This window comes from Lysobacter silvisoli (genome assembly GCF_003382365.1).
GTDB lineage: Bacteria > Pseudomonadota > Gammaproteobacteria > Xanthomonadales > Xanthomonadaceae > Lysobacter > Lysobacter silvisoli.
Window position 1 is genome coordinate 1,053,822 of record NZ_QTSU01000001.1, and the last position, 24,653, is coordinate 1,078,474.

Sequence of the window (24,653 nt, forward strand, 5' to 3'; positions counted from 1 at the left end):
GCGGATTCAAGCGTAGGTCCACCACAGCGCCGCGGCCGCCGCGGCGCACACAGCGGCGGCCGCCATCGCCGCGCGCCCGAGCAGGCGCACGCGCGCGATCCAGCGCAGGGCTACCGGGCCGCGCAATACCCGTACATCGCGCAAGGTGCGCCAGTGCTGCGGCGGAAAACGCCGTTTGGCCTGCGCGGCCGCGGCCAGCCGGCCCAGGCTGCGGCCCAGCAGCCACAGCGGCACGGTGGGCAGCAGCGCCAGCGCGCTGAGCAGGCCGCGCAGCCAGCGCCGGGTGCGCTGCGCATCGGCGTCGCTGGCCAGTTGCTGCACCACCTGCGCCAGCCAGCCGTCGAGCTGCCACAGCGCCAGCGCGCTCAGCACCGCGATCGCGGCGATGATGCGCAGGCTGCGCCTGCGATAGGCTAGGTCGGCCGGATGGATCTCGATCTCGCGCATCCCGTGCCGGCCTCGTCCCCCGTAGCGTTCCAGCCGTATTTCAGCAAACCCCGCCCGCGCCCGCCAACTCCGCCGATGACCGCCGACAGCTACTACCGCGCCACGCTGCCGCCCATCGACGAACGCCCGGCCTTGCAGGGCCGGCGCGAGGCGGAGGTCTGCGTGGTCGGCGGCGGCTTCGCCGGTCTCAACACCGCCCTGGGCCTGGCCGAGCGCGGCCTGGACGGGGTGGTGCTGCTGGAGGCGCAGACCCTGGGCCACGGCGCCTCGGGCCGCAACGGCGGCTTCGTGTTCGGCGGCTTCTCGCTGGGCGAGGCCGCGCTGCGGCGCGAACTCGGCGGCGCCAGGGCACGCGAGCTGTACGCCGGCAGCACCGATGCGGTCGAACTGATCCGCGCGCGCATCCACCGCCATGGCCTGGACTGCGACGCGGTCGAGGCCGGCGTGATCTGGGCCAACTGGTTCCGCGACCCGCAGGTGCTGCGCTCGCGCCAGCGCCTGCTGGCCGAGCACTACGGCGTGGATTGGCAATGGCTGCCGCAGCCGGAGCTGCGCGACCTGATCCGCAGCCACCGCTATCACGACGGCCTGTTCGAGCCGCAGGCCTTCCATTTCCACCCGCTCAAGTACGCCCACGGCCTGGCCGGCTTGGCCCAGCGCGCCGGCGTGGCCGTGCACGAGCGCAGCCCGGCCGTGGCCCTGCGCCGCGAAGGCGCGCACTGGCGCGTGGGCACGCCGCAAGGCGAGGTGCTGGCGCGGCAGGTGGTGCTGGCCTGCGGCGGCTACCTGGCCGGCCTGCGCGCGAACGTGGACGCGGCGGTGATGCCGATCGCCACCTACGTGATGGTCACCGAACCGCTGGGCGCGCGCCTGGATCAGGCGCTGCGCACGCGCGCGGCGGTCTACGACACCCGCTTCGCCTTCGACTATTACCGCCCGCTGCCCGATACCCGGCTGCTGTGGGGCGGCCGCATCTCGGTGTTGGACCGCTCGCCGTCGGCGGTGGAACGCTTGCTGCGGCGCGACCTGCTCAAGGTGTTCCCGCAGCTGGAGGGCGTGCGCATCGAGCAGGCCTGGTCCGGGCTGATGAGCTATGCGCGGCATCAGATGCCGCAGATCGGCGAGGTCGAGGACGGCCTGTGGCTGGCGCAGGCCTTCGGCGGCCATGGCGTGGCGCCGACCACGTTCGCCGGCGAAACGCTGGCCGCGGCCATCGCCCATGGCGATACGCGCTGGCGCGACCTGCAGCGTTACGGCCTGGTCTCGGCGTTCAAGCCGGCCGGTTTGCTGGCGGCGCAGTTGAGTTACACCTGGGCGCAGTTCCAGGACGCGTGGAAGGATTGGAACGAGAGGAACAGCGGATGAGCGCGGACGATACGGCGGCCGGGCAGGGCGACCTGAGCTGGCAGGAATTCGAGCGGGTGGCGCTGTGCGCGGGCACGGTGCTGCGGGTGGAGGACTTCCCCGAGGCGCGCAAGCCGGCGTGGAAGCTGTGGGTGGACTTCGGCCCGCATGGCGTGCGCAAGACCAGCGCGCAGGTGAAGCAGCTCTACAGCGCCGAGGAACTGGTGGGCCGGCAGATCGTCGGCGTGATCAATTTCCCGCCCAAACAGGTCGGCCCGTTCCGCTCCGAGTTCCTGCTGACCGGTTTCCCCACCGACGAGGGCGTGGTGATCACCGCCATCGAACGCCCGGTCCCCAACGGCACCCGCCTGGCCTGACCCGCCTGGCTGTCGGGTAGGAGCGGCGTAAGCCGCGACCGCGACTTCGCAACCACGTCGAACGTTGCGGCCGCCCCCGTAGGAGCTGCGCAAGCTGCGACCGCGAACCCGCCACTACGACCAAGCCCTCGGTCGGCGCGGGGTCTGTTCTGGCGCCTTGGGGTAGGAGCGGCGTGAGCCGCGATCCGCTCCGAACTCGCGAAGGTGTTTAGGTGTGCTGGTTTAAGCAACAGCAACAGCTTCCGTCCGCAAGCGGCCGGGTCCCTTTCTTTTGATAAGTGTCAAAAGAAAGTAACCAAAGAAAAACGCTGCCCCAGAGCTCCCGTGCGAGATCGGAGCGGGCGCGCGGATTTTTCGATGGCACATCCCTGTGCCAGCGAAAAACGGCGCACCTCCTGTGCGCCGCCCCCCGCCTTCGCGGGGGCAGGCTCTACGGGTCTGCTGTTGGCGCGGCGAGTTCGGTGCCCGAGCGAAGATCAAGAGCATTCGCTGCGCTCATCCCCTCACCCTAGCCCTCTCCCGTAAACGGGAGAGGGGACGCATTCGACGCCTCTGCTGCAGTAGCCCCTCTCCCGTTTCACGGGAGAGGGGTTGGGGTGAGGGCCCGCGGAGTCGAAAAATCACCGCGATGCCCGAAACGCATCAGGGCGGCCGTAGCCGCCCTGACGGGTTGGATCAGCGGAGGCCGGGAAGGCTTACAGCGCCTCGAACACGCCCGCCGCGCCCATGCCGGTGCCGATGCACATGGTCACCATGCCGTACTTCCGCTGACGGCGCTGCAGGCCGTGGACGATGGTGGCGGTGCGGATCGCGCCGGTGGCGCCCAGCGGGTGGCCCAGGGCGATGGCGCCGCCCAGCGGATTGACCTTGGACGGGTCCAGATCGCTGTCGCGGATCACCGCCAGCGCCTGCGCGGCGAAGGCCTCGTTGAGTTCGATCCAGTCGAGCTGGTCCTTGCTCAGGCCGGCCTGCTTGAGCGCCTTGGGAATCGCGGCGATCGGGCCGATGCCCATCACTTCCGGGCGCACGCCGGCGACCGAGAAGCTGACGAAACGCGCCAGCGGGGTCAGGCCGTAGTCCTTGACCGCCTGGCCCGAGGCCAGCAGCACCGCGGCGGCGCCGTCGCTCATCTGCGAGCTGTTGCCGGCGGTGACGGTGCCGCCGAACTGGCCGTTGCGGAACACCGGCTTGAGCTTGGCCAGGCCCTCGGCCGAGGTATCGGCGCGCGGGCCTTCGTCGTTCTCGACCAGCAGCTTGCGCAGCTTGATCGCGTTGCCCGACAGGTCCGGCACGTGCGAGAGCACCTCATAGGGGCTGATCTCGGCGCGGAATTCGCCGGCGGCCTGCGCCGCCAGCGCCTTGAGGTGCGAGGCGGCGGCGAACGCGTCCTGGTCCTCGCGCGAGATCTTCCATTCCTCGGCGACCTTCTCGGCGGTGATGCCCATGCCGTAGGCGATGGCGATGTGGTCGTCCTTTGCAAACACATTCGGCGACAGCGCGACCTTGTTGCCCATCATCGGCACCATCGACATCGATTCGGTGCCGCCGGCCAGTACCAGGTCGGCGTTGCCCAGGCGGATTTCGTTGGCGGCCAGGGCCACGGCTTGCAGGCCGGAGGAGCAGAAGCGGTTGACGGTCTGCGCGGCCACCGTGTTCGGCAGGCCGGCCAGCAGCACGCCGATGCGCGCCACGTTCATGCCTTGCTCGCCCTCGGGCATGGCGCAACCGATGATGGCGTCGTCGATGCGGTTGACGTCGATGCCCGGCGCCTGCGCGACCACGGCCTTGAGCACGTGGGCGAGCATGTCGTCGGGGCGGGTGTTGCGGAACACGCCGCGCGGCGCCTTGCCGACGGGGGTGCGGGTGGCGGCGACGATGTAGGCGTCTTGAACTTGCTTGATCATGGAGTGACTCCAAATTCGGTTGGGTTTGCGGCACATGGCTGTGCCGCCGCGGCATCGCGTGCGATGCCGCGCAAGCGGGTGAAAGTCGCGTCTTTCGCCCGCGTTTGAAAAGTCGCGGCAGGATGCCCGATCTTTTCCACAATCAGTTCCGCAGCGGCTTGCCAGTCTTGAGCATGTGGGCGATGCGCTCCTGGGTCTTGGGCATCTGCGCCAGCGCCACGAAGTGCTCGCGCTCGAGCTTGAGCAGCCATTCCTCGTCCACCAGTGCGCCGCGGTCGACTTCGCCGCCGCAGATCACGGTGGCGATGCGGCTGGCGATCTCGTAGTCGTGCGGCGAGATGAAACGGCCTTCCAGCATGTTGACCAGCATCATCTTGAACGTGGCGATGCCGACGTCGCCGGCGACCTGGATGCGGCGGCCGGGCAGGGGCGGGCGGTAGCCGCTTTCGGCCAGCGCGCGCGCCTGCGCCTTGGCCACGTGCAGCAGCTCGTAGGCGTTGAACACCACCACGTCGCCGTCGCGCGCCAGCTTGAGTTCGCGCGCCTCGAAGGCCGAGGTGGAGACCTTGCCCATGGCCACGCTCTCGAACGCGGTCTTGAGCTGGGCGAACACGTCGCCGCCCGGGCCGGCCGCGTCGGAGGCGCGCACCGCGAATTCCTTGAGGCCGCCGCCGGCCGGCAGCAGGCCCACGCCGGCCTCGACCAGGCCGATGTAGCTTTCCAGCGCGAACACGCTCTTGGCCGCGTGCATCTGGAACTCGCAACCGCCGCCCAGGGCCAGCCCGCGCACCGCGGCCACCACCGGCACCAGCGCGTACTTGATGCGCTGGCTGGTGGCCTGGAAGTTGGCGACCATGGCCTCGAAGCCCTTGAGGTCGCCGGCCTGCAGCAGGCCCAGCGCGCCGGCCAGGTCGGCGCCGGCGGAGAAGGGTTCCTTCGGCTGCCAGATCACCACGCCCTTGAACTTGGTCTCGGCGATGGCGATGGCTTCCTGGATGCCGTTGAGCACGTGGTCGTTGACCGTGTGCATCTTGGTCTTGAAGCTGATCACGGCGATGTCGTCGCCGTCGTCGGTCCACAGGCGGATGCCTTCGTTCTCGAACACGGTCTGGCCCTGCGAGAACTTCTCGCCCAGCACCGCGTCGGGGAAGCGCTGGCGCGCGTAGACCGGGTTGGACGAGCGCGCCACCTGGGCCTTGCGGCCGGGGCTGTAGCTGCCCTTGGCGTCGTGCACGCCGTCGCGGCCGTCGAACACCCAGTTCGGCAGCGGCGCGGCGGCCATGGCCTTGCCGGCCACGATGTCCTCGGCGATCCAGTCGGCCACCTGCTTCCAGCCCGCGGCCTGCCAGGTCTCGAACGGACCCAGCGACCAGCCGTAGCCCCAGCGCATGGCGAAGTCGATATCGCGCGCGGTGTCGGCGATGGACTCCAGGTGGTAGGCGCTGTAGTGGAAGCTGTCGCGGAACACCGCCCACAGGAACTGCGCCTGCGGATGGGCGCTGGCGCGCAGCGCGGCGAATTTCTTGGCCGGATCCTTTTCCTTCAGCATCGCCGCCACTTCGGCATCGAGCTCGCCGGCGGACACGCGGTAGTCCTGGGCCTTGAGGTCCAGCACCAGGATGTCCTTGCCCTTCTTGGTGTAGAAGCCGGCGCCGGTCTTCTGCCCCAGCGCGCCCTTCTCGACCAGCGCGGCCAGCCACTTGGGCGCCTTGAAGTAGCCGTGCCAGGGGTCGTCGGGCAGGGTGTCGGCCATGGTCTTGATGACGTGGGCCATGGTGTCCAGGCCGACCACGTCCGCGGTGCGGTAGGTGGCCGACTTGGGCCGGCCGATGGCCGGGCCGGTCAGCGCGTCGACCGTGTCGAAGCCCAGGCCGAACTGCTCGGTGTGGTGCATGGCGGCCAGCATCGAGAACACGCCGATGCGGTTGCCGATGAAGTTCGGGGTGTCCTTGGCGATCACCACGCCCTTGCCCAGGGTGGTGGTGAGGAAGGTTTCCAGGCCTTCCAGCACCGCCGGGTCGGTGCTCTTGGCCGGGATCAGCTCGGCCAGGTGCATGTAGCGCGGCGGGTTGAAGAAGTGCACGCCCAGGAAGCGGTGGCGCAGCTGCTCGGGCAGTACCTCGGCCAGCTTGTTGATGCCCAGGCCGGAGGTGTTGGAGGCCAGCACCGCGTGATCGGCCACGAACGGGGCGATCTTCTTGTACAGGTCCTGCTTCCAGTCCATGCGCTCGGCGATGGCCTCGACGATCAGGTCGCAGCCGCGCAGCTGTTCCAGGCCGGTCTCGTAGTTGGCCGGCACGATGCGCTCGGCCAGGCCCTTGGCGGCCAGCGGCGCGGGGCTGAGCTTGCCCAGGTTGGCGATGGCCTTGGCGACCACGCCGTTGGGGTCGCCGTCCTTGGCCGGCAGGTCGAACAGCACCGTGTCGACGCCGGCGTTGGTCAGGTGCGCGGCGATCTGCGCGCCCATGACGCCGGCGCCCAGGACCGCGGCCCGACGGACAAGCAATTTGTTAGACATCGTCTGCAACTCCTTGGATTAATTGCATTTAGTGCTGCGGCGCACGGGCGGTTCGGAGCCGGAAACGGCAGAGCGGCGGCCGATGGGGTCGCCCGGGCGCGGTAGGAAAGGGGGGCTTTAGCGGCTCAGCTCTTGAAGCCGGCCGCGGCGAAACGGATCAGCTCGCGCCCCGCACGTTCGCGGTGGGCGGCCTCGGACACGCCGGCCGGGCGCTTGATCAGGCCGAAGTCGGCCATGGCATAGGTCAGCGCGCCGGCCAGGAAGTCCAGGCGCCAGTACAACTCCTCCTTGCTCAGGCCCGGCACCGCCGCGGCGATGGCCTTGGCGAATTCGCGCAGCACGTGGCCGTAGTGGTCGGACAGGAACTTGCGCAGGCTGTCGTTCTTCTCGGCGTAGGCGCGGGCGACCACGCGCACGAAGGCGGCGCCGCCGTGGCGGTCCTGGGCCAGGGCCAGGGCCGGCTCCACGAACGCGGCCAGGATCGGCTCCAGCTCGCCCGGGCGGTCCTGGATCGCGGCCTGCAGGGCGCTCAGGCGCTGCCGGCTCATGTCGTCCATGCGGCGGCGGAAGACCTCGTTGACCAGGTTTTCCTTGCTGCCGAAGTGGTAGTTGACCGCGGCGATGTTGACGTCGGCACGGCTGGTCACCTGGCGCAGCGAGGTGCCGGTGAAGCCGAACTGGGCGAACAGCTCCTCGGCGGCGCCGAGAATGCGGTCCTTGGTGGAGAAGTGGGCGGTGGCGGCCATGGCAGGTCCTGAATCAAACGCTTGTTTGATCGTAGACCCGGGCCGGCGGGATCGTCAACGGATTTTCCGACCGGCCGTGCAAATCGGCTGACCGATCCGGTAGAATTACCGTAGCCATATTGGCTAAACCCGCGTCCTGTCGCGGGTTTTCTGTTATTCTCGGGCCCCTCGCAAGGAAGCAGCAGCGGCCCGCCTACCCGGAGAATTCCCATGGCGCTGGAGCGCACCCTGTCCATCATCAAGCCCGACGCCGTCGCCAAGAACGTCATCGGTGAGATCTACTCGCGTTTCGAGAAGGCCGGCCTCAAGGTCGTCGCCTCGAAGATGAAGCACCTGTCGAAGCAGGAAGCCGAAGGTTTCTACGCCGTGCATCGCGAGCGTCCGTTCTTCGCCGCGCTGGTCGAGTTCATGATCAGCGGCCCGGTGGTGATCCAGGCGCTGCAGGGCGAGAACGCCGTGCTCAAGCACCGCGAGCTGATGGGCGCCACCAATCCGAAGGATGCTGCGCCGGGCACCATCCGCGCCGACTTCGCCGACAGCATCGACGCCAACGCCGTGCACGGTTCGGACAGCCTGGAGAACGCCGCGATCGAAATCGCGTACTTCTTCCCGGCCACCGACGTGTACCCGCGCTGAGATCGACGACGTGAGCGATCCGCGCGCCAACGCCATCGATATCGTGCTCGCCGGCTCCGCGCCTGCGGCCGATGCGGACGTGCGTGCGGGCGCCGCCGCGACGCAGCCGGCTACGGCCGGCTCCGTCGTGGCCGATACTGTCAAGCTCGACCCGAACAAGACCAACCTGTTCGATCTCGACCGCGTCTCGCTGGAAAATTTCTTCGAGCAGACCCTGGGCGAGAAGCGCTTCCGCGCGCATCAGGTGATGAAGTGGATCCACCACCGCTACGTCACCGACTTCAACGACATGACCGACCTGGGCAAGGCGCTGCGCGCCAAGCTCGAGCAGCACGCGCAGGTACGCGTGCCGCAGGTGGTGTTCGACAAGGCCTCCACCGACGGCACCCATAAGTGGCTGCTGGGCATGGACCCGAAGAACGCCATCGAAACGGTGTACATCCCCGACAAGGGCCGCGGCACCCTGTGCGTGTCCTCGCAGGTGGGCTGCGCGCTGAACTGCCAGTTCTGCTCCACCGCCACCCAGGGCTTCAACCGCAACCTGTCCACCGCCGAGATCATCGGCCAGGTGTGGGTGGCCGCACGCCACCTGGGCAACGTGCCGCATCAGCAGCGCAAGCTCACCAACGTGGTGATGATGGGCATGGGCGAGCCTCTGGCCAATTTCGACAACGTCGTGCGCGCCATGAGCATCATGCGCGACGACCTGGGCTACGGCCTGGCCAACAAGCGCGTCACCCTGTCCACCGCGGGCATGGTGCCGATGATCGACCGCCTGGGCGAAGAGAGCGACGTCTCGCTGGCGGTGTCGCTGCACGCGCCCAACGACGAGCTGCGCAGCGAACTGGTCCCGCTCAACAAGAAGTACCCGATCGCGGTGCTGATGGACGCCTGCGTGCGCTACGCGCTGCGCAAGCGCGGCACCTCGGTCACCTTCGAATACACCCTGATGAAGGGCGTCAACGACCAGCCGCAGCACGCGCGCCAGCTGCTGCGCCTGCTGCGCCAGTTCGACAACGCGGTGCAGATGAAGGACGCGGCCAAGGTCAACCTGATCCCGTTCAATCCGTTCCCGGGCACGCGCTTCGAGCGCCCCGACGACGCGGCCATCCGCGCGTTCCAGAAACTGCTCAACGACGCCGGCATGATCGCGCCGGTGCGCCGTACCCGCGGCGACGACATCGACGCGGCCTGCGGCCAGCTCAAGGGTCAGGTCATGGACCGCACCCGCCGCCAGGCGGAGTTCCGCAAGACGCTCGAATCGCAGGGGCTAGGCGATGCGGCATGAACGGCAGGGCGGGGCGCGTGCGTGCGCGTCGTGGACGCTGCGTGCGGCGCTGCTGCTGGCCGCACTGGCCGCCGTCGCCGGCTGCAGCCGCCTGACCTTCGTCCGCCCCGACTTCGATAAGGTCAAGTACGAGGACACCGGCCCGCACATCGAGGTGCGCGACGACAAGCGCAGCAAGGACGCCAACAGCGCCCGCAACCGGGTCCAGTTGGCCAGCGCGGCCTTGCGCAGCGGCGACCTCGACGGCGCCGAGCGCGACGCCCGCACCGCGCTCAAGGCCGACCCGCGTTCGGCCGATGCGCATACCCTGCTGGGCGCGATCGCGGCCCGCCGCGGCAACGCCGCCGTGGCCGGCGAGCACTACAAGAAGGCCGTGGAGCTGGCGCCCGAGCGCGGCGCCTTCCTCAACAATTATGGCGTTTGGCTGTGCGGCAACGGGCGTGCGGCCGAATCGCTGTCCTGGTTCGACCGGGCCTTGAACGACAGCACCTATCCCACGCCGGGCGCGGCCCTGGCCAATGCCGGCAGCTGCGCCGACAGCGCGGGCCAGCGCGAGCGCGCCGAGCGCGACCTGCGCGCGGCCGTGGCTCTGGACCCGGCCAACGCGCTGGCGCTGGGCAGCCTGGCCCGGATCGAGTTGGGCAAGGGCAATGCCTTCGAGGCGCGGGCCTTTTCTGAACGCAGGCTGGCTGCCGCTCCCGCGGACGCCGAATCGCTTGTGCTTGCGTCACAAATCGAACAAAAACTCGGCGACACGGCAGCCGCCGCAAGATACGTTCAGCGTCTAAGGGCGGAGTTCCCTGACGCGCAGGGCTCCGGGACAGGGGATGACGGTAAGCGATGATGCTTTCGAATCAAGTCGCGCCTGACGGCGGGGGTAGCCTCGGCGCGCGTCTGAAATCGGCTCGCGAGCGGGCGGGTTTGAGCCATGCCGACGTGTCGGCGCGGCTGAAAATGCCGACCCGCGTGCTGCAGGCCTTGGAAGCCGACGATCTGCAACAGATCGGCGCGCCGGTGTTCGTGCGCGGCCAGCTGCGCAGCTATGCGCGCCTGCTCGGCGTCGACCTGGAGCCGGAGCTGGACCGCGTGGCGGTGGCCCAACTGGCGCCGTCGCAGCTGGTCAGCCATACCCATACGCCGCGCTACCGCCGCGTGTTCGAACAGGCCACGCGCCGTGCCATCTACATCGTGCTGACCGCCGCCATCGCCGTGCCGGTGTGGCTGGCCACGCGTCCGCACCTGGGCAGCAACCTGGCGGTGCAGTCGCTGGAAGTGCCGGCGAACTTGGCCGCCGCTCCGGCCGCCGACGCCGCGCCTGCGGCCGCGCCGCAGCGCACCCCGCTGGTGGCGTCGATCGCGCCGCTGCCTTCGGCGCCGGCCGCGCAGCCGGCGTTGTCGCTGACCTTCACCGGCGACAGCTGGGTGCAGATCTACGCCGCCGACGGCAGCACCCTGGAACAGGGGCTGCTGGGCGCCGGCGAGCGCCGCAGCTACGCCGCCGGCGAAGCCGCGCGCGTGGTGCTGGGCAACTCCTCCGCGGTGCAGGTGCTGCAGGCGGGCCAGCCCGTCGATCTGGCGCCGTTCAGCCGCGCGAACGTCGCGCGCTTTACGCTATCCTCTGACGGTTCCCTCGCGCCGGTCGCAGACTGACCCGCGACGCGGGTCCGACAGCATCCCTTACTGGCCCGCGTTGCGGGCCAGTTCCATTCCTTTGGGCTCCAGCCGGCTGGCGGGGCGAGACTAGCGATGGCGATCGACGATCTGCTTGACGAACACGAACAAAGCGAACGCGTGCGCGAGTGGCTGCGCCGCAACGGCGCCGGCCTGATCGGCGGCATCGCCCTGGGCCTGGCCGCGATCGGCGGCTGGAAGTGGTACCAGAACCACCAGGCGCAGGAGCAGGGCAAGGCCGCCGGCCAGTACCAGGCCGCGCTGGACGCCATCGAAGCCAAGGACAAGAGCGCCGAAGCCAAGGTCAAGGCGCTGGGCCAGAACACCTACCACACCCTGGCCGCGCTGCGCCTGGCGCAGTCGCAGGTGGCCGCCAACCAGCGCGACGCCGCGATCGCCACCCTGCGTTCGATCCAGACCCAGGACCCCTCGTTGAGCGAGGTGGTGAACCTGCGCCTGGCGCGCTTGCTGATCGAAGCCAAGCAGGCGCCCGAAGCGCTGAAGCTGGTGGCCAACGCCAGCTCGCCCACCGCCTTCGCGGTGCGCGGCGACGCGCAACTGGCCCTGGGCCAGCGCGCCCAGGCCCAGGAGGCCTACCGCCAGGCCATGGCCAAGCTCGACGTGGCCTCGCCGCAGCGCCGCCTGATCGAACTCAAGCTCACCGAAGCCGGCGGCACGCCGGTCAAGCCCGAGGCCAAGTCTTGATGAAGTTTGCAGCCATGACCCCCAGCCGCACCGCGGTTCGCGCCACTGCCGTCCTGCTGTGCGCCTTCGCGCTGGCCGGCTGCTCCACCGTCAAGGGCTGGTTCGGCGGCAAGAAGGACGACGGCAAGCCCAACGAGCCGGTCGAACTGAGCGAGATCAGTCCCAGCGTCAGCGTGGCCAAACTGTGGTCGGCGCGCGCCGGCAAGGGCGAAGGCCGCATGGGCGTGCGCCAGGGCCCGGTCATCGCCGACGGCCGCGTCTACGCCGCGGCGATCGAGGGCGGCGTGCACGCCTTCGACCTGCAGACCGGCAAGGCGGTGTGGGATTACCTGCCCATGCGTCAGGGCGAGGACAGCGGCAAGAAGGACAAGGACATCCGCCTGTCCGGCGGTCCCGGCGCAGGCGAAGGCCTGGTCGTGGTCGGGGGCATGGACGGCGAAGTGATCGCGCTGGACGCGTCCAGCGGCGCCGAGAAGTGGCGCGCCAAGGTCGGCAACGAAGTCATCGCTGCGCCGGCCGTGGGCCTGGGCATGGTGTTCGTGCGTTCCAACGACGGCCGGGTGACCGCGTTCGACGCGGCCAGCGGCGAGCGCCGCTGGTTCTGGACCCGCGAAGTGCCGATGCTGTCGGTGCGCGGCAACGATTCGCCGGTGCTGGGCCCGGGCTACGTGTTCGTCGGCAGCGACGACGGCAGCGTGGTCGCGCTGTCGGCCACCGACGGCCGCCCGCTGTGGGAACAGGCGGTGGCGCAGGCCGAGGGCCGCACCGAGCTGGACCGCATGGCCGACATCGACGGCACCCCGATCCTGGACGGCAGCACCCTGTACGCCAGCAGCTTCAAGAAGCAGACCCTGGCCATCGACGCGCCCAGCGGCCGTCCGATGTGGAACAGCGAGCACGGCGGCGCCGGCCGCATCGGTATGGGCGCCAGCCGTCTGGTGGTCAGCGACCCCAACGGCACCGTGTTCGGCCTGGACAAGGCCGGAGGCAGCGCGATGTGGCAGCAGGCCGGCCTGCAGCGCCGCAACCTGACCGGCGCGGCGGTGCAGGGCGACTACGCCGTGGTCGGCGATTTCGACGGCTACGTGCACTGGCTCAAGCTCGACGACGGCCAGTTCGCCGCGCGCGAGCGCGTGGGCGGCAAGGCGCTGCGCGCCGCGCCGGTGGTTTCCTCCGACGGCATCCTGGTGGTGCAGAACGTCGAAGGCGAGCTGACCGCGTTCAAGCTGCAGTAATACCGCGGGCGGGCCGGGCAGGTCCCGGCGCCGCCCCGCCGCATTCCCGTCGCGGCCCGGACCGGTGCAAGCCGGCCCGGGCCGTTGCGTTGACGGGCGCCGCCAGGGCCGCTCTGGCACACTGTCCGCTGTTTCGCCCCGCAATCGGCCCCGTCCGGGCGCGGCGTACCCCGATACCTTTCTTCCGGTTCCGTACCCATGCTTCCGCTAGTCGCCCTCGTTGGCCGCCCCAACGTAGGAAAATCCACCCTGTTCAACGCGCTCACGCGCAGCCGCGACGCCCTGGTCCACGACCAGCCCGGCGTGACCCGCGACCGTCATTACGGCGTGTGCCGTCCGCTGGAGCTGCGCCCGTTCGCCGTGGTCGACACCGGCGGCATCGCCGGCGAGGACGAGGGCCTGGCCGGCGCCACCGCGCGCCAGGCGCGCGCCGCGGCCGAGGAAGCGGACCTGGTGCTGTTCATCGTCGACGGCCGCGAAGGCGCCTCGGCGCTGGACGACGACATCCTGCGCTGGCTGCGCAAGACCGCGCGGCCGACCCTGCTGGTGGTCAACAAGACCGACGGCATCGACGTGCAGGCCGCGCTCAACGATTTCGCCCGCTATGGTTTCTCCGACCGCGTTGCGATCTCCTCGGCGCACCGCACCGGCATCGACCAGCTGATCGCGGAAGTGCTGAAGCGGCTGCCGGAGCAGGGCAGTCAGGCCGAGCTGGATCAGGACCCCAACCGCATCCGCGTGGCCTTCATCGGCCGCCCGAACGTGGGCAAGTCGACCCTGGTCAACCGCCTGCTCGGCGAGGAACGCATGATCGCCTCGGAGGTGCCCGGCACCACCCGCGATTCGGTCGCCATCGACATGGAGCGCGACGGCCGTCTGTACCGCCTGATCGACACCGCCGGCCTGCGCCGCAAGGCGCGGGTGGAGGAAGCGGTGGAGAAGTTCTCCATCGTCAAGACCCTGCAGGCGATCGAGCAGTGCCAGGTCGCGGTGGTGATGCTGGACGCGGGCGAGGGCGTGACCGACCAGGACGCCAGCGTGCTGGGCTATGCGCTGGACGCCGGCCGCGCCCTGGTGATCGCGGCCAACAAGTGGGACGGCCAGACCGATTACCAGCGCCAGCAGACCGAGGCGCTGCTGACCCGCAAGCTGTCGTTCGTGGAGTGGGCCGAGGCGGTGCGCATCAGCGCCAAGCACGGCTCGGGCCTGCGCGAACTGTTCCAGGCGATCCACCGCGCGCACGAGTCGGCCACCCGCGAGTTCGGCACCAGCGAGGTCAACAAGGCGCTGGAAATCGCCTACGAAACCAATCCGCCGCCGACCGTGCGCGGCCATGTCGCCAAGCTGCGCTATGCGCACCCGGCGGCCAGCAACCCGCCGACCTTCGTGGTCCACGGCACCCGCCTGCGCACCCTGGCCGACAGCTACAAGCGCTACCTGGAGAACTTCTTCCGCAAGCGCTTCAAGCTGGTCGGCACCCCGGTGCGCTTCATCTACAAGGAAGGCGCCAACCCCTACGAGGGCAAGAAGAACGTGCTGACCGAAAAGCAGGTGGCCAAGAAGCGGCGCCTGATCCGGCACGTCAAGCGGAAGAAGTGACGCACCGGCCCGCGCTTCAGCGCGGCTTTGCCGGTGCGTCATCCCCGCGAAAGCGGGGATCCAGCGCGCCTGCGTAGCCGCGCGTCATCGCGGCTCACGCCGCTCCCACAGCCAGCACAGCCTTGGGGCAGGAGCGGCATAAGCCGCGACCACATACCTTCGGCCCCTGCGCAGGTCGCGGCTCACGCCGCTCCTACCCCAGAGCAGATCGTGCCCACGCCGCTCCCACGGCCGCCACGATGCAACGATGCCCCCCGTAGGAGCGGCGCAAGCCGCGACCGCGCTAGTCATTCGCCCACGCAAGCCGCGGCTCGCACAACGCCACCCCCGCATCGGCGTACAGTGCACCCGCATGTCCGCTCCCGCCATCCTCCCTCACGCCCTGACCCTGGGCCTGCTAGCCGGCGGCCGCGCCACCCGCCTGGGCGGCCTGGACAAGGCCTGGCTGCTGCACGACGGCCAGCCGCAGGTGCTGCGCCTGGCGCAACGCTACGCAAAGCACACCGCTGCTGTGCTGATCAGCGCCAATCGCGATCTCGACCGCTACGCCGCGCACGGCCTGCGCGCGCTCCCCGACCCGCGCAGCGATCGGGGCCCCTTGGGCGGCCTGGAGACGTTGAGCGCCGCCTGCGCCACGCCTTGGCTGCTGACCCTGCCGGTGGACGCGCTGGCGCCGCCAGCGGACTTGATCGAACGCCTGGCCGCGGGCGGCGATCGCGGCGCCTGCGCCGTGGACGACGACGGCGTGCAGCCGCTGTTCGCACTGTGGCACGTAGACAGCTTGCGCACGCCGCTCACCCGCGCGCTGGATCATGACCGCCTGGCCGTGCAGGCGCTGCAAACCGAACTGGGCATGGCGCACGTGCGCTGCGATGGCCTACGCTTCGGCAACCTCAACACCCCCGACGAACTGGCCGCGGCCGGCATCGTCGCGCAACGCTAGATCGATAGCCCCTATGCATGCCTTCCCCACCGGCCTGAGTTTCGACGAAGCCCTGGCGATCGTCGCCGAGGTCGCGGCCGAACACCGGCTCGAGCACGAAAGCCTGGCCCTGGCGCGCTGCCACGGCCGCGTGCTCGCGCAAGACCTGGACGCGCCGCTGGCGCTGCCGCCGTTCGACAACAGCGCGATGGACGGATTCGCCTTCCGCCACGCCGACCTGTCGGCCGCCGAAGCCGGGCAGGGCGCGCGCCTGCGCCTGGCCGGCGAACAATTCGCCGGCGCGGCCCTGGCCCCGGCGCTGATGCCGGGTCAATGCCTGCGCATCACCACCGGCGCGGCCATGCCGGCCGGCGCCGATACCGTCGCGATCAAGGAGCACGTGAGCCTGGACGGCGACACGGTGCTGATCCCCGCCGACACCGCGCCCGGCGCGAACGTGCGCTATGCCGGCGAGGACGTGCGCGTGGGCGAGCGCGTGCTGCACGCGGGCCAGGTGCTCACGCCGCCGCGCCTGTCGCTGGCCGCGTCGCTGGGGCAGCCCGCGCTGAGCGTGGCGCGGCGGCCGACGGTGGCGGTGTTCACCAGCGGCGACGAACTGGTCGAACCCGGCCTGCCGCTGGGCCCGGGCCAGATCCACGACAGCAACCGCGAACTGCTGATGGGCCTGCTGCGCGCCGACGGCCTGGAACCCACCGCCTGGCCGCGCCTGCCCGACGATCCGCGCCAGGTGGAGATCGCGCTGCGCGACGCCGCCTGCGCCTTCGACCTGGTGCTGACCTGCGGTGCGGTCTCGGCCGGCGAGAAGGATCACATCCCGGCGGTGCTCGAACGCTTCGGCCGCGTGCATTTCTGGAAGGTGCGGATGAAGCCGGGCATGCCGCTGCTGTTCGGCAGCCTGGATCAGGCCCGCGTGCTCGGCCTGCCGGGCAATCCGGTCTCGGTGCTGGCGACCTATCTGGGCGTGGCCCGGCCGCTGATCGACGGCCTGCAGGGCCGGCGCGATCCGCGCCCGCGCTGGCGCGCGCGCCTGGTTGCGCCGATCGACAAGCGCCACCCGCGCCGCGAATTCCTGCGCGCCAAGCTCAACGCCGACGAGCAGGGCGTGCTCTGGGCCGATCCCAATCCGGCCACCGGGTCGCACCGCCTGCGCGCGGCGGCCGACTCCAACGCCCTGATCGTGATCGGCGACGGACTGCAGCAACTCGAGGCCGGCGCCGTGGTCGAGGTGCTGCCGTACTGAACGCGCAACGCTGCATCGCCCCTCGCGGCGGCACAGCGTCGCCGCGAAGGCGGATAATCGCGGCATGACGTCCCGCATCGAACGCATCACCCCGGCCGAGGCGCAGCGGCGGCAACGCGCCGGCGCGATCCTGATCGACGTGCGCGAGGCGCACGAACGCGCCGCCGGCCGCGCCGAGCACGCGCTGGGCGTGGCCCGCACCGAGCTGGAAACCGACCCGGCCGCGACCGTGGCCGACCGCGACGCCCAGGTGCTGCTGATCTGCCAATCCGGCGCGCGCTCGCTGCTGGCCGCGCAGGCGCTGCTGGACGCGGGTTATGCGCGCGTGGCCTCGGTCGACGGCGGCACCGTGCGTTGGATCGCCGAAGGCCTGCCGCTGGCGCCGCGCGAAGCCGATGCCGATTTCTACGAACGCTATTCGCGCCACCTGCGCCTGCCCGACGTGGGCGAGGCCGGCCAGCGCCGTCTGCAGGCCGCGCGCGTGGTCGTGATCGGCGCGGGCGGCCTGGGTTCGCCGGCGGCCTATTACCTGGCTGCGGCCGGCGTGGGCACCCTGGTCCTGGCCGACGACGACGTGGTCGACCGCAGCAACCTGCAGCGCCAGATCCTGCACACCGAGGACCGCATCGGCGTGGCCAAGGTGGACTCGGCGCGTACCGCGCTGCAGGCCCTGAACCCCAGCGTGCGCGTGCTGCCGTTCCAGCAGCGCGTGACCTCGGCCAATGTCGAAGCGCTGATCGCCGAGGCCGACGTGGTGGTGGACGGCGCCGACAATTTCCCGGTGCGCTACCTGCTCAACGACGCCTGCGTGAAGCTGGGCAAGCCGCTGGTCTACGGCGCGGTGCACCGCTTCGAAGGCCAGGCCAGCGTGTTCGACGCCGGCCGCCAGCGCGGCCAGGCGCCGTGCTACCGCTGCCTGTTCCCGGAGCCGCCGCCACCGGAGGCCGCGCCCAATTGCGCCGAAGCCGGCGTGCTCGGCGTGCTGCCCGGCGTGATCGGGCTGCTCCAGGCCACCGAGGCGATCAAACTGATCCTGGGCCTGGGCGAACCGCTGCGCGGACGCCTGCTGCATTTCGATGCGCTGGGCCTGCGCTTCCGCGAGACCCGGCTGCGCCCCGATCCCGGCTGCGCGGTGTGCGCGCCGGGCCTGCCATTCCCGGGCTATATCGACTACGCCGAGTTCTGCGGCGTGGCTTGAGCCTCGCGCGCACGCAGGCCATGTGAAGCCGGCCGACACGCGCCGTATGCGACGTTCCTAGCCTACGAGCGGCGAACGGAGGCGGGCATGCGCATAGCGGTGGCGATCCTGTGCTTGTGGGTGGCATGGTGTGTGCCCGCATCGGCGGGCGAGGCCTGCGTAGTTCCATCCGGCCCCGACAGCTACCCCAAGCGCATCGCCGCGCTGGCCTGCAACGAGAACGCGCTGTGGTTCGGCGCCTTCATCGACGCCGACGGGCGCCTGGCCAGCACCACCGTGGCCGAAGCCGAGACCGCGCGCCTGCGCGACGGCAGCACGCCGGCCTGGCGCCGGGTGACCGACTATTGGAAGGGCAGCGGCCTGCTGTGGCAGATGAGCGGCTTCTTCGGCGCCGCCGAATGCGGCTATTCGTCGGCCGCCGATCCCGGCCAGCTGCGTACGGCCGACGCCGCCTGCCGCGCCTTCGTCATCGATAACCCCTGGTCGGCGGTGTTCGTGTCCTACGTGATGAACCGCGCGGGCGTGCCCAACTTCCGCGCCTCGGCCAGCCACATCGACTACGTGCGCGACGCCTATCGCAGCCCCGACAGCCCGTACCTGTTCGCCGATCCCGACACCACCGCGCCGGCGGTGGGCGACCTGCTGTGCTTCGTGCGCTCGTCCAGCGCGGTCTACGGCTACCAGGGCCTCAAAGCCTTCCTGGATCGCGACGAGGGCGCCTTGAACATGCATTGCGACATCGCCGCTTCCATCGACGGCGGACGCCTGTATCTGATCGGCGGCAACGTGCTGCAAGGCGTGACCCTGCGCGAGCTCAGCCTCAATCGCAGCGGCCTGCTATGGGCGCTGCAGCGTCGCGGCAGCGTGCCCGCCGATTGCCGCCCGGGCCACGAAGCCGGTTGCAGCTTCAGCCGCCAGGACTGGGCGGTGCTGCTCAAGCTCAAGCCGATGGCGGTCAGCACGCCGGCGCCGCAGCTGATGCCCGCGCGCGATTGCTGCGACGTGTGTCCGCTGCCGCTGCCGGAGGGTCTACGTCGTTGCCCGGCGCAGCACGCTCCGGCTTCGCCCGTACCCACGCCCGGAAGTTAGCATCCGCTTGCAGCGATGCGGCGGTTCCCCCCGTAGGAGCGGCGCAAGCCGCGACCGCGCCATCTCGGCGACCGGCGCCTGCCGCAGCCGATCGAACTGTCGCGGTCGCGGCTTGCGCCGCTCCTACCCCAAAGCAGTTCGCCGCGGTTTGACTGTGGGAGCGACGTGAGTCGCGATGCCTTTTGACGCGCTGCAGTGCAATCGCGGCTCACGCCGCTCCCACACGCTCAGCGCTGCGACAACACCGCCGACGCCTTCGCCGGCGGCGCCGCATCGTCGCCGCCCAGAAACGTTCGCAAGGCCTGCTCGAACTCCGGCGCCGCGCCGATGCTGCCGTGATCGGCGTCGGCCAAGGCCACCACGCGCGGCGGCTTGGCGAACGCCGTCAGCAAGCGGTCGGTGTGGCTGGGCGGCACCACCTGGTCGCGGCCGGCGCGCAGCACCAGCACCTCGCCCTGGTAGCGCGCCAGCCAGCGCACCGAATCGAATCGGTCCTGCACCATCCAGCCCACCGGCAGCAGCGGGTAGTGGCTCTGCGCGACCGCGGCCAGGCTGTCGAAGGGCGTGATCAGCGCCAGCCGCGCCACCGGCCGCTGCGAGGCCACGTGGCTGGCCACGCCGCTGCCCAGGCTGCAGCCGATCACGTCGATGGGCTGACCCGGGTGGCGTTCGCGCACGTGGTCGTAGAAGGCCAGGGCATCGCCGAACAACGCCGCCTCGCTGGGCGTGCCGTCGCTGGCGCCATAACCGCGGTAGGCCAGCAGGTAGATGCTGCGGTCGGGGAACAGGCGCTGCAGTTGCTCGCGGCGCAGCTCGATGCGCTCGGCGTTGCCGCCGAAGTACAGGATCGGCCGCGGCGCCTGCGGCTGCACCGCCCAGCCGCGCAGGCGCAGGCCCTCGCGCTGCAGGACGAAGTCGGTGGCGTCGGCCGACAACCGCGTCTGCTGGCCGAAATAGATCAGATCGCGCTGCTTGGCGTAGAGGTAGCTGCAGATGCCGCCATAGACCAGCGCCGGCACGCCGAACACGGCTAGCCAGGCGGCTCGTGACAGTATCTTGGCCATCGCATCGCCCCCTGGGTGTCGCCGCGGCCTCCACTATGACTAACGCGGTTCGGCGCGCGCAACGGGCGCGCGGGGCAGGGGCTCAGCGCGGGTGCGCGCGTTGCGCGGCCTCGAACGCGGCCAGCTGCTGCGGCGTGGCCTCGCTCTGATGCTGCGCCTTCCATTGCGCGAACGGCTGGCCGTAGACCGCCTCGCGCGCCTCGTCGCGGGTCATGACGATGCCGCGCGACTCGGCGGCCTCGCGGTACCAGTCGGCCAGGCAGTTGCGGCAGAAGCCGGCCAGGATCATCAGGTCGATGTTCTGCACCTCGGGGCGGTCCTGCATCAGGTGCTGGCGCAGGCGCCGGAACGCGGCGGCCTCGATGGCGATGGTGTCGTGGTCGGTTTCGTTCATGGCGGCTCGGTCCGGACGCGGGGGTTTGGGCGATAATGCGCGGCCCCGACCCCGACGCCAATCCCGCCCCATGACGTCCGCCACCGCTCCGGCCCGCATCCTCGACGGCAAACGCATCGCCGAGGACCTGCTCGACAACCTCAAGGCCCGGGTCGACGCGCGTGTGGCTGCCGGTCTGGCGCGGCCGGGCCTGGCGGTGGTGCTGGTGGGCAACGATCCGGCCTCGGCGGTCTACGTGCGCAACAAGCGCCGCGCCGCGCAGAAGGTCGGCATCCGCGCGATCGACTACGACCTGCCGGCCACCACCAGCGACGCCGAACTGCTGGCCCTGGTCGACCGCCTCAACGCCGATCCGGAAGTGCACGGCATCCTGGTGCAGCTGCCGCTGCCGGACCGCCGCGACGGCACCCAGCTGATCCACCGCATCGATCCGAAGAAGGACGTGGACGGCTTCCATCCCGAGAACGTCGGCCACCTGGCCCTGCGCCAGTTCGGCCTGCGCCCGTGCACGCCGCGCGGCATCACCACGCTGCTGGCCTACACCGACCGCCCGGTGCGCGGGCAGAGCGCCACCATCGTCGGCGTCAGCAACCACGTCGGCCGGCCGATGGCGCTGGAGCTGCTGATCGCCGGCTGCACCGTCACCAGTTGCCACAAGTTCACCCCGCCCGACGTGCTGGAATCGGCGGTGCGCGGCGCCGACATCCTGGTCGTCGCGGTGGGCCGCCCGCAGCTGATCCCGGGCGAATGGGTCAAGCCGGGCGCGGTGGTCATCGACGTGGGCATCAACCGCCTGGACGACGGCCGCCTGGTCGGCGACGTCGGGTTCGAGGCCGCCGCCCAGCGCGCCAGCTGGATCACCCCGGTCCCCGGCGGCGTCGGCCCCATGACCGTGGCCACCCTGATGCAGAACACGCTGGAAGCGGCCGAGGCCGCGGGCGCCTGAGGGCTCGGCTTCGGCGGCGCCCACCCCGCATTTCGTGCCCGCGGCCTGAACCGCACCCAGCCCTAGTGGCCCGTCCGTCCGCGGAACGCCGATTTCCATCGGCCGACCCAGCGCCGCGGTCGCAGTTCGGGTTACAATGACTCGCTTCATCCTCCCGGGCCCGCCCATGCTGCGCATCCAGGCTGAAGCGCTTACCTACGACGATGTGTCTCTCGTCCCCGCGCATTCGAATGTCCTGCCTAAGGACGTAAACCTCTCCACCCGACTGACCCGCGACCTGTCGATCCGTCTGCCGATCCTGTCGGCGGCCATGGACACGGTCAGCGAAGCGCGCCTGGCCATCGCCCTGGCCCAGCTGGGCGGCATCAGCATCCTGCACAAGAACATGAGCCTGGAAGCTCAGGCCGCGCAGGTCGCCAAGGTCAAGAAGTTCGAAGCCGGCGTGATCCGCGAACCGTTCACGGTGAGCCCGGACACTACCATCAACGAAGTGCTCAAGCTGACCCGGGCACGCAACATCTCCGGCGTGCCGGTGGTCGACGGCGGCCAGCTGGTGGGCATCGTCACCAGCCGCGACATGCGCTTCGAAACCAAGCTGGACGATCCGGTCCGCCACATCATGACCAAGCGCGATCGCCTGGTCACGGTGCAGGAAGGCGCCAGCGACGACGAAGTCCTGCAGCTGCTGCACAAGCACCGCATCGAAAAGATCCTGGTGGTCAACGACGGCTTCGAGCTGCGCGGCCTGATCACGGTCAAGGACATCCAGAAGAAGACCGACAACCCCAACGCCGCCAAGGACAGCGCCGAACGGCTGCTGGTGGGCGCGGCGGTGGGCGTGGGCGGCGACACCGAAGCGCGCGTGGAAGCGCTGGCCGCCGCCGGCGTGGACGTGATCGTGGTCGACACCGCGCACGGCCATTCGCAGGGCGTGCTGGACCGGGTCAAGTGGGTCAAGACGCGCTTCCCGCAGCTGCAGGTCATCGGCGGCAACATCGTCACCGGCGACGCCGCGCTGGCGCTGATGGATCACGGCGCCGACGCGGTCAAAGTCGGCGTGGGCCCCGGCTCGATCTGCACCACGCGCGTGGTCGCGGGCGTGGGCGTGCCGCAGATCACCGCGGTGGCCATGGTCGCCGAGGCCCTGCAGGACCGCATTCCGCTGATCGCCGACGGCGGCATCCGCTACTCCGGCGATATCGGCAAGGCGCTGGTCGCCGGCGCATCCACGGTCATGGTCGGCGGCCTGTTCGCCGGCACCGAGGAAGCGCCGGGCGAGATCGAACTGTTCCAGGGCCGCAGCTACAAGAGCTACCGCGGCATGGGCAGCCTGGGCGCGATGGAGCAGGGCTCCAAGGACCGCTATTTCCAGGACGCCTCCGACGCCGACAAGCTGGTGCCCGAAGGCATCGAAGGCCGCGTGCCGTACCGCGGCTCGCTCGGCGGCGTGGTCCACCAGCTCGCCGGCGGCCTGCGCGCCACCATGGGCTATGTGGGTTGCGCGACCATCGAGGACATGCGCAAGAAGCCCAGCTTCGTGCGCATCACCAACGCCGGCGCGCGCGAAAGCCACGTCCACGACGTGCAGATCACCAAAGAGCCGCCGAACTACCGCACCAGCTAAGCGTTATCGCAGAAGGGGAACGTCAGGTTTCCCTTCTTCGTTTCAGGACCTACGAATACCGCCATGACCGACATCCACAGCGACAAAATCCTGATCCTCGACTTCGGCGCGCAGTACACCCAGCTGATCGCCCGCCGCATCCGCGAGATCGGCGTGTACTGCGAAATCTGGGCCTGGGACCACGACCCCGCGGAGATCGCCGCCTACGGCGCCAAGGGCATCATCCTGTCCGGCGGCCCCGAGTCCACCACCCTGGAAGGCGCGCCGCGCGCCCCGCAGGAGGTGTTCGACGCCGGCCTGCCTATCCTGGGCATCTGCTACGGCATGCAGACCATGGCCGCGCAGCTGGGCGGCGCCACCGAAGCGGCCGACGCGCGCGAGTTCGGCCATGCCGAAGTGCAGCTGGTCGCCCACGACCGCTTGTTCGACGGCCTCAAGGACCACCCCGGCTCGCCGCCGCGCCTGGACGTGTGGATGAGCCACGGCGATCACGTGTCCAAGGCGCCGGAGGGCTTCGTGGTCACCGCCAAGACCGACCGCATTCCGGTGGCCGCCTTCGCCAACGACGAGCGCCGCTGGTACGGCGTGCAGTTCCACCCGGAGGTCACCCACACCAAGCAGGGCCAGACCCTGCTGCGCCGTTTCGTGGTCGACATCTGCGGCTGCCAGACCCTGTGGGACGCGGCCCACATCATCGAAGATCAGATCGAGCGCGTGCGCGCCCTGGTCGGCGGCGACGAGGTCATCCTGGGCCTGTCCGGCGGCGTCGATTCCTCGGTGGTGGCGGCGCTGCTGCACAAGGCCATCGGCGACCAGCTCACCTGCGTGTTCGTCGACACCGGCCTGCTGCGCTACAACGAAGGCGACCAGGTGATGGCGATGTTCGCCGAGCACATGGGCGTGAAAGTGGTGCGGGTGAACGCCGCCGACCGCTACTTCGAAAAGCTCGCCGGCGTCAGCGACCCGGAAGCCAAGCGCAAGATCATCGGCAACCTGTTCGTCGAGATCTTCGACGAGGAATCCAACAAGCTCAGCAACGCCAAGTGGCTGGCGCAGGGCACGATCTACCCCGACGTGATCGAGTCGGCCGGCAGCAAGACCGGCAAGGCCCACGTGATCAAGAGCCACCACAACGTCGGCGGCCTGCCCGAGGACATGAAGCTGGGCCTGGTCGAGCCGCTGCGCGAGCTGTTCAAGGACGAGGTGCGGCGCCTGGGCGTGGAGCTCGGTCTGCCGCGCGAGATGGTCTACCGCCACCCGTTCCCGGGCCCCGGCCTGGGCGTGCGCATCCTGGGCGAGGTCAAGCGCGAGTACGCGGACCTGCTGGCCCGCGCCGACCACATCTACATCGACGAACTGCGCAAGGCCGGCCTGTACGACAAGACCAGCCAGGCCTTCGCGGTGTTCCTGCCGGTCAAGTCGGTGGGCGTGGTCGGCGACGCGCGCGCCTACGAGTGGGTGATCGCGCTGCGCGCGGTGGAGACCATCGACTTCATGACCGCGCACTGGGCGCACCTGCCGTACGACTTCTTGGGGACGGTTTCTAACCGTATTATCAATGAGTTGCGCGGTGTTTCTCGCGTTGTTTACGACATTAGCGGCAAACCGCCGGCGACTATCGAGTGGGAGTGAGCGGCCTGCTTGCGAGCCACTGGCTCGCAGGCCGCTCACTGACCGGCCATGGA

At 70.1% G+C, this 24,653-nt stretch carries 22 protein-coding genes; 16 read left to right on the forward strand and 6 right to left on the reverse strand.

Going from position 1 to position 24,653, the window contains the following annotated elements; genetic code table 11:
* Positions 1-6: 6 nt before the first annotated feature.
* Positions 7-447, reverse strand: a complete 441-nt coding sequence (locus DX914_RS04835) for a hypothetical protein (RefSeq protein WP_115857900.1) — start codon at positions 445-447, stop codon at positions 7-9.
* 75 nt (positions 448-522) lie between these two features.
* Between DX914_RS04835 and DX914_RS04840 the strand changes: the two genes are divergently transcribed.
* Complete coding sequence (locus DX914_RS04840) at positions 523-1,812, forward strand: NAD(P)/FAD-dependent oxidoreductase (RefSeq protein ID WP_115857901.1); 1,290 nt, start codon at positions 523-525, stop codon at positions 1,810-1,812.
* Positions 1,809-2,168, forward strand: a complete 360-nt coding sequence (locus tag DX914_RS04845) for a tRNA-binding protein (RefSeq protein ID WP_115857902.1) — start codon at positions 1,809-1,811, stop codon at positions 2,166-2,168. Before DX914_RS04840 ends, DX914_RS04845 begins: the two co-directional genes overlap by 4 nt.
* Positions 2,169-2,863: 695 nt before the next feature.
* On the opposite strand, the gene DX914_RS04850 is transcribed toward DX914_RS04845, so the two are convergent.
* From DX914_RS04850 to DX914_RS04860, 3 genes are all read right to left on the reverse strand, one after another.
* Entirely contained in the window at positions 2,864-4,072 is a 1,209-nt protein-coding gene (locus DX914_RS04850; protein ID WP_115857903.1) for an acetyl-CoA C-acyltransferase, read from the reverse strand.
* 142 nt (positions 4,073-4,214) lie between these two features.
* Entirely contained in the window at positions 4,215-6,590 is a 2,376-nt protein-coding gene (locus DX914_RS04855; protein ID WP_115857904.1) for a 3-hydroxyacyl-CoA dehydrogenase/enoyl-CoA hydratase family protein, read from the reverse strand.
* A 125-nt stretch (positions 6,591-6,715) separates the two neighbouring features.
* Positions 6,716-7,336, reverse strand: a complete 621-nt coding sequence (locus tag DX914_RS04860; RefSeq protein WP_115857905.1) for a TetR/AcrR family transcriptional regulator — start codon at positions 7,334-7,336, stop codon at positions 6,716-6,718.
* Between the two features lie 210 nt (positions 7,337-7,546).
* Here DX914_RS04860 and ndk point away from each other — a divergent pair, with 210 nt between their 5' ends.
* The 11 genes from ndk (at position 7,547) to DX914_RS04915 (ending at position 18,940) form a co-directional block, all read left to right on the forward strand.
* The gene (gene ndk / locus DX914_RS04865; protein WP_115857906.1) at positions 7,547-7,972 is read left to right on the forward strand and encodes a nucleoside-diphosphate kinase; all 426 of its coding nucleotides are present in this window, start codon (positions 7,547-7,549) and stop codon (positions 7,970-7,972) included.
* A 127-nt stretch (positions 7,973-8,099) separates the two neighbouring features.
* On the forward strand, positions 8,100-9,260 hold the full coding sequence (gene rlmN, locus DX914_RS04870; RefSeq protein WP_115859137.1) for a dual-specificity RNA methyltransferase RlmN: 1,161 nt from the start codon (positions 8,100-8,102) through the stop codon (positions 9,258-9,260).
* Positions 9,250-10,104, forward strand: a complete 855-nt coding sequence (gene pilW, locus DX914_RS04875; RefSeq protein WP_115857907.1) for a type IV pilus biogenesis/stability protein PilW — start codon at positions 9,250-9,252, stop codon at positions 10,102-10,104. The genes rlmN and pilW overlap by 11 nt, the downstream gene beginning before the upstream one ends.
* On the forward strand, positions 10,104-10,910 hold the full coding sequence (locus tag DX914_RS04880; protein WP_425480655.1) for a helix-turn-helix domain-containing protein: 807 nt from the start codon (positions 10,104-10,106) through the stop codon (positions 10,908-10,910). Before pilW ends, DX914_RS04880 begins: the two co-directional genes overlap by 1 nt.
* 96 nt (positions 10,911-11,006) lie before the next feature.
* Positions 11,007-11,636, forward strand: coding sequence for a YfgM family protein (locus tag DX914_RS04885; protein ID WP_115857909.1), 630 nt, complete (start codon positions 11,007-11,009; stop codon positions 11,634-11,636).
* Positions 11,637-11,650: 14 nt separating this feature from the next.
* The gene (gene bamB, locus DX914_RS04890) at positions 11,651-12,871 is read left to right on the forward strand and encodes an outer membrane protein assembly factor BamB (protein WP_115857910.1); all 1,221 of its coding nucleotides are present in this window, start codon (positions 11,651-11,653) and stop codon (positions 12,869-12,871) included.
* Positions 12,872-13,069: 198 nt separating this feature from the next.
* Entirely contained in the window at positions 13,070-14,470 is a 1,401-nt protein-coding gene (gene der / locus DX914_RS04895) for a ribosome biogenesis GTPase Der (protein WP_115857911.1), read from the forward strand.
* A gap of 352 nt (positions 14,471-14,822) precedes the next feature.
* Positions 14,823-15,413, forward strand: coding sequence for a molybdenum cofactor guanylyltransferase (gene mobA, locus DX914_RS04900; RefSeq protein ID WP_115857912.1), 591 nt, complete (start codon positions 14,823-14,825; stop codon positions 15,411-15,413).
* A gap of 13 nt (positions 15,414-15,426) precedes the next feature.
* Positions 15,427-16,653 carry a molybdopterin molybdotransferase MoeA gene (locus DX914_RS04905; protein WP_115857913.1) on the forward strand — a complete coding sequence of 409 codons (1,227 nt, stop codon included), beginning with the start codon at positions 15,427-15,429 and terminating at the stop codon, positions 16,651-16,653.
* Between the two features lie 64 nt (positions 16,654-16,717).
* On the forward strand, positions 16,718-17,851 hold the full coding sequence (moeB, locus tag DX914_RS04910; RefSeq protein WP_115857914.1) for a molybdopterin-synthase adenylyltransferase MoeB: 1,134 nt from the start codon (positions 16,718-16,720) through the stop codon (positions 17,849-17,851).
* 87 nt (positions 17,852-17,938) lie between these two features.
* Complete coding sequence (locus DX914_RS04915) at positions 17,939-18,940, forward strand: DUF2272 domain-containing protein (protein ID WP_115857915.1); 1,002 nt, start codon at positions 17,939-17,941, stop codon at positions 18,938-18,940.
* A gap of 227 nt (positions 18,941-19,167) precedes the next feature.
* Here DX914_RS04915 and DX914_RS04920 read toward each other — a convergent pair whose 3' ends face one another.
* On the reverse strand, positions 19,168-20,004 hold the full coding sequence (locus tag DX914_RS04920) for an alpha/beta hydrolase (RefSeq protein ID WP_115857916.1): 837 nt from the start codon (positions 20,002-20,004) through the stop codon (positions 19,168-19,170).
* A gap of 82 nt (positions 20,005-20,086) precedes the next feature.
* Positions 20,087-20,398: a DUF1244 domain-containing protein gene (locus DX914_RS04925; protein ID WP_115857917.1), complete on the reverse strand. Its 312-nt coding sequence runs from the start codon at positions 20,396-20,398 to the stop codon at positions 20,087-20,089.
* Between the two features lie 70 nt (positions 20,399-20,468).
* On the opposite strand from DX914_RS04925, the gene folD reads away from it, so the two are divergent.
* From folD to guaA, 3 genes are all read left to right on the forward strand, one after another.
* Positions 20,469-21,344 (forward strand): bifunctional methylenetetrahydrofolate dehydrogenase/methenyltetrahydrofolate cyclohydrolase FolD, encoded by an 876-nt coding sequence (gene folD, locus DX914_RS04930; RefSeq protein ID WP_115857918.1) that lies wholly within the window; start codon positions 20,469-20,471, stop codon positions 21,342-21,344.
* 166 nt (positions 21,345-21,510) lie between these two features.
* Positions 21,511-22,968, forward strand: coding sequence for an IMP dehydrogenase (gene guaB / locus DX914_RS04935; RefSeq protein WP_115857919.1), 1,458 nt, complete (start codon positions 21,511-21,513; stop codon positions 22,966-22,968).
* A 63-nt stretch (positions 22,969-23,031) separates the two neighbouring features.
* Entirely contained in the window at positions 23,032-24,600 is a 1,569-nt protein-coding gene (gene guaA / locus DX914_RS04940; RefSeq protein WP_115857920.1) for a glutamine-hydrolyzing GMP synthase, read from the forward strand.
* Positions 24,601-24,653: the final 53 nt, after the last annotated feature.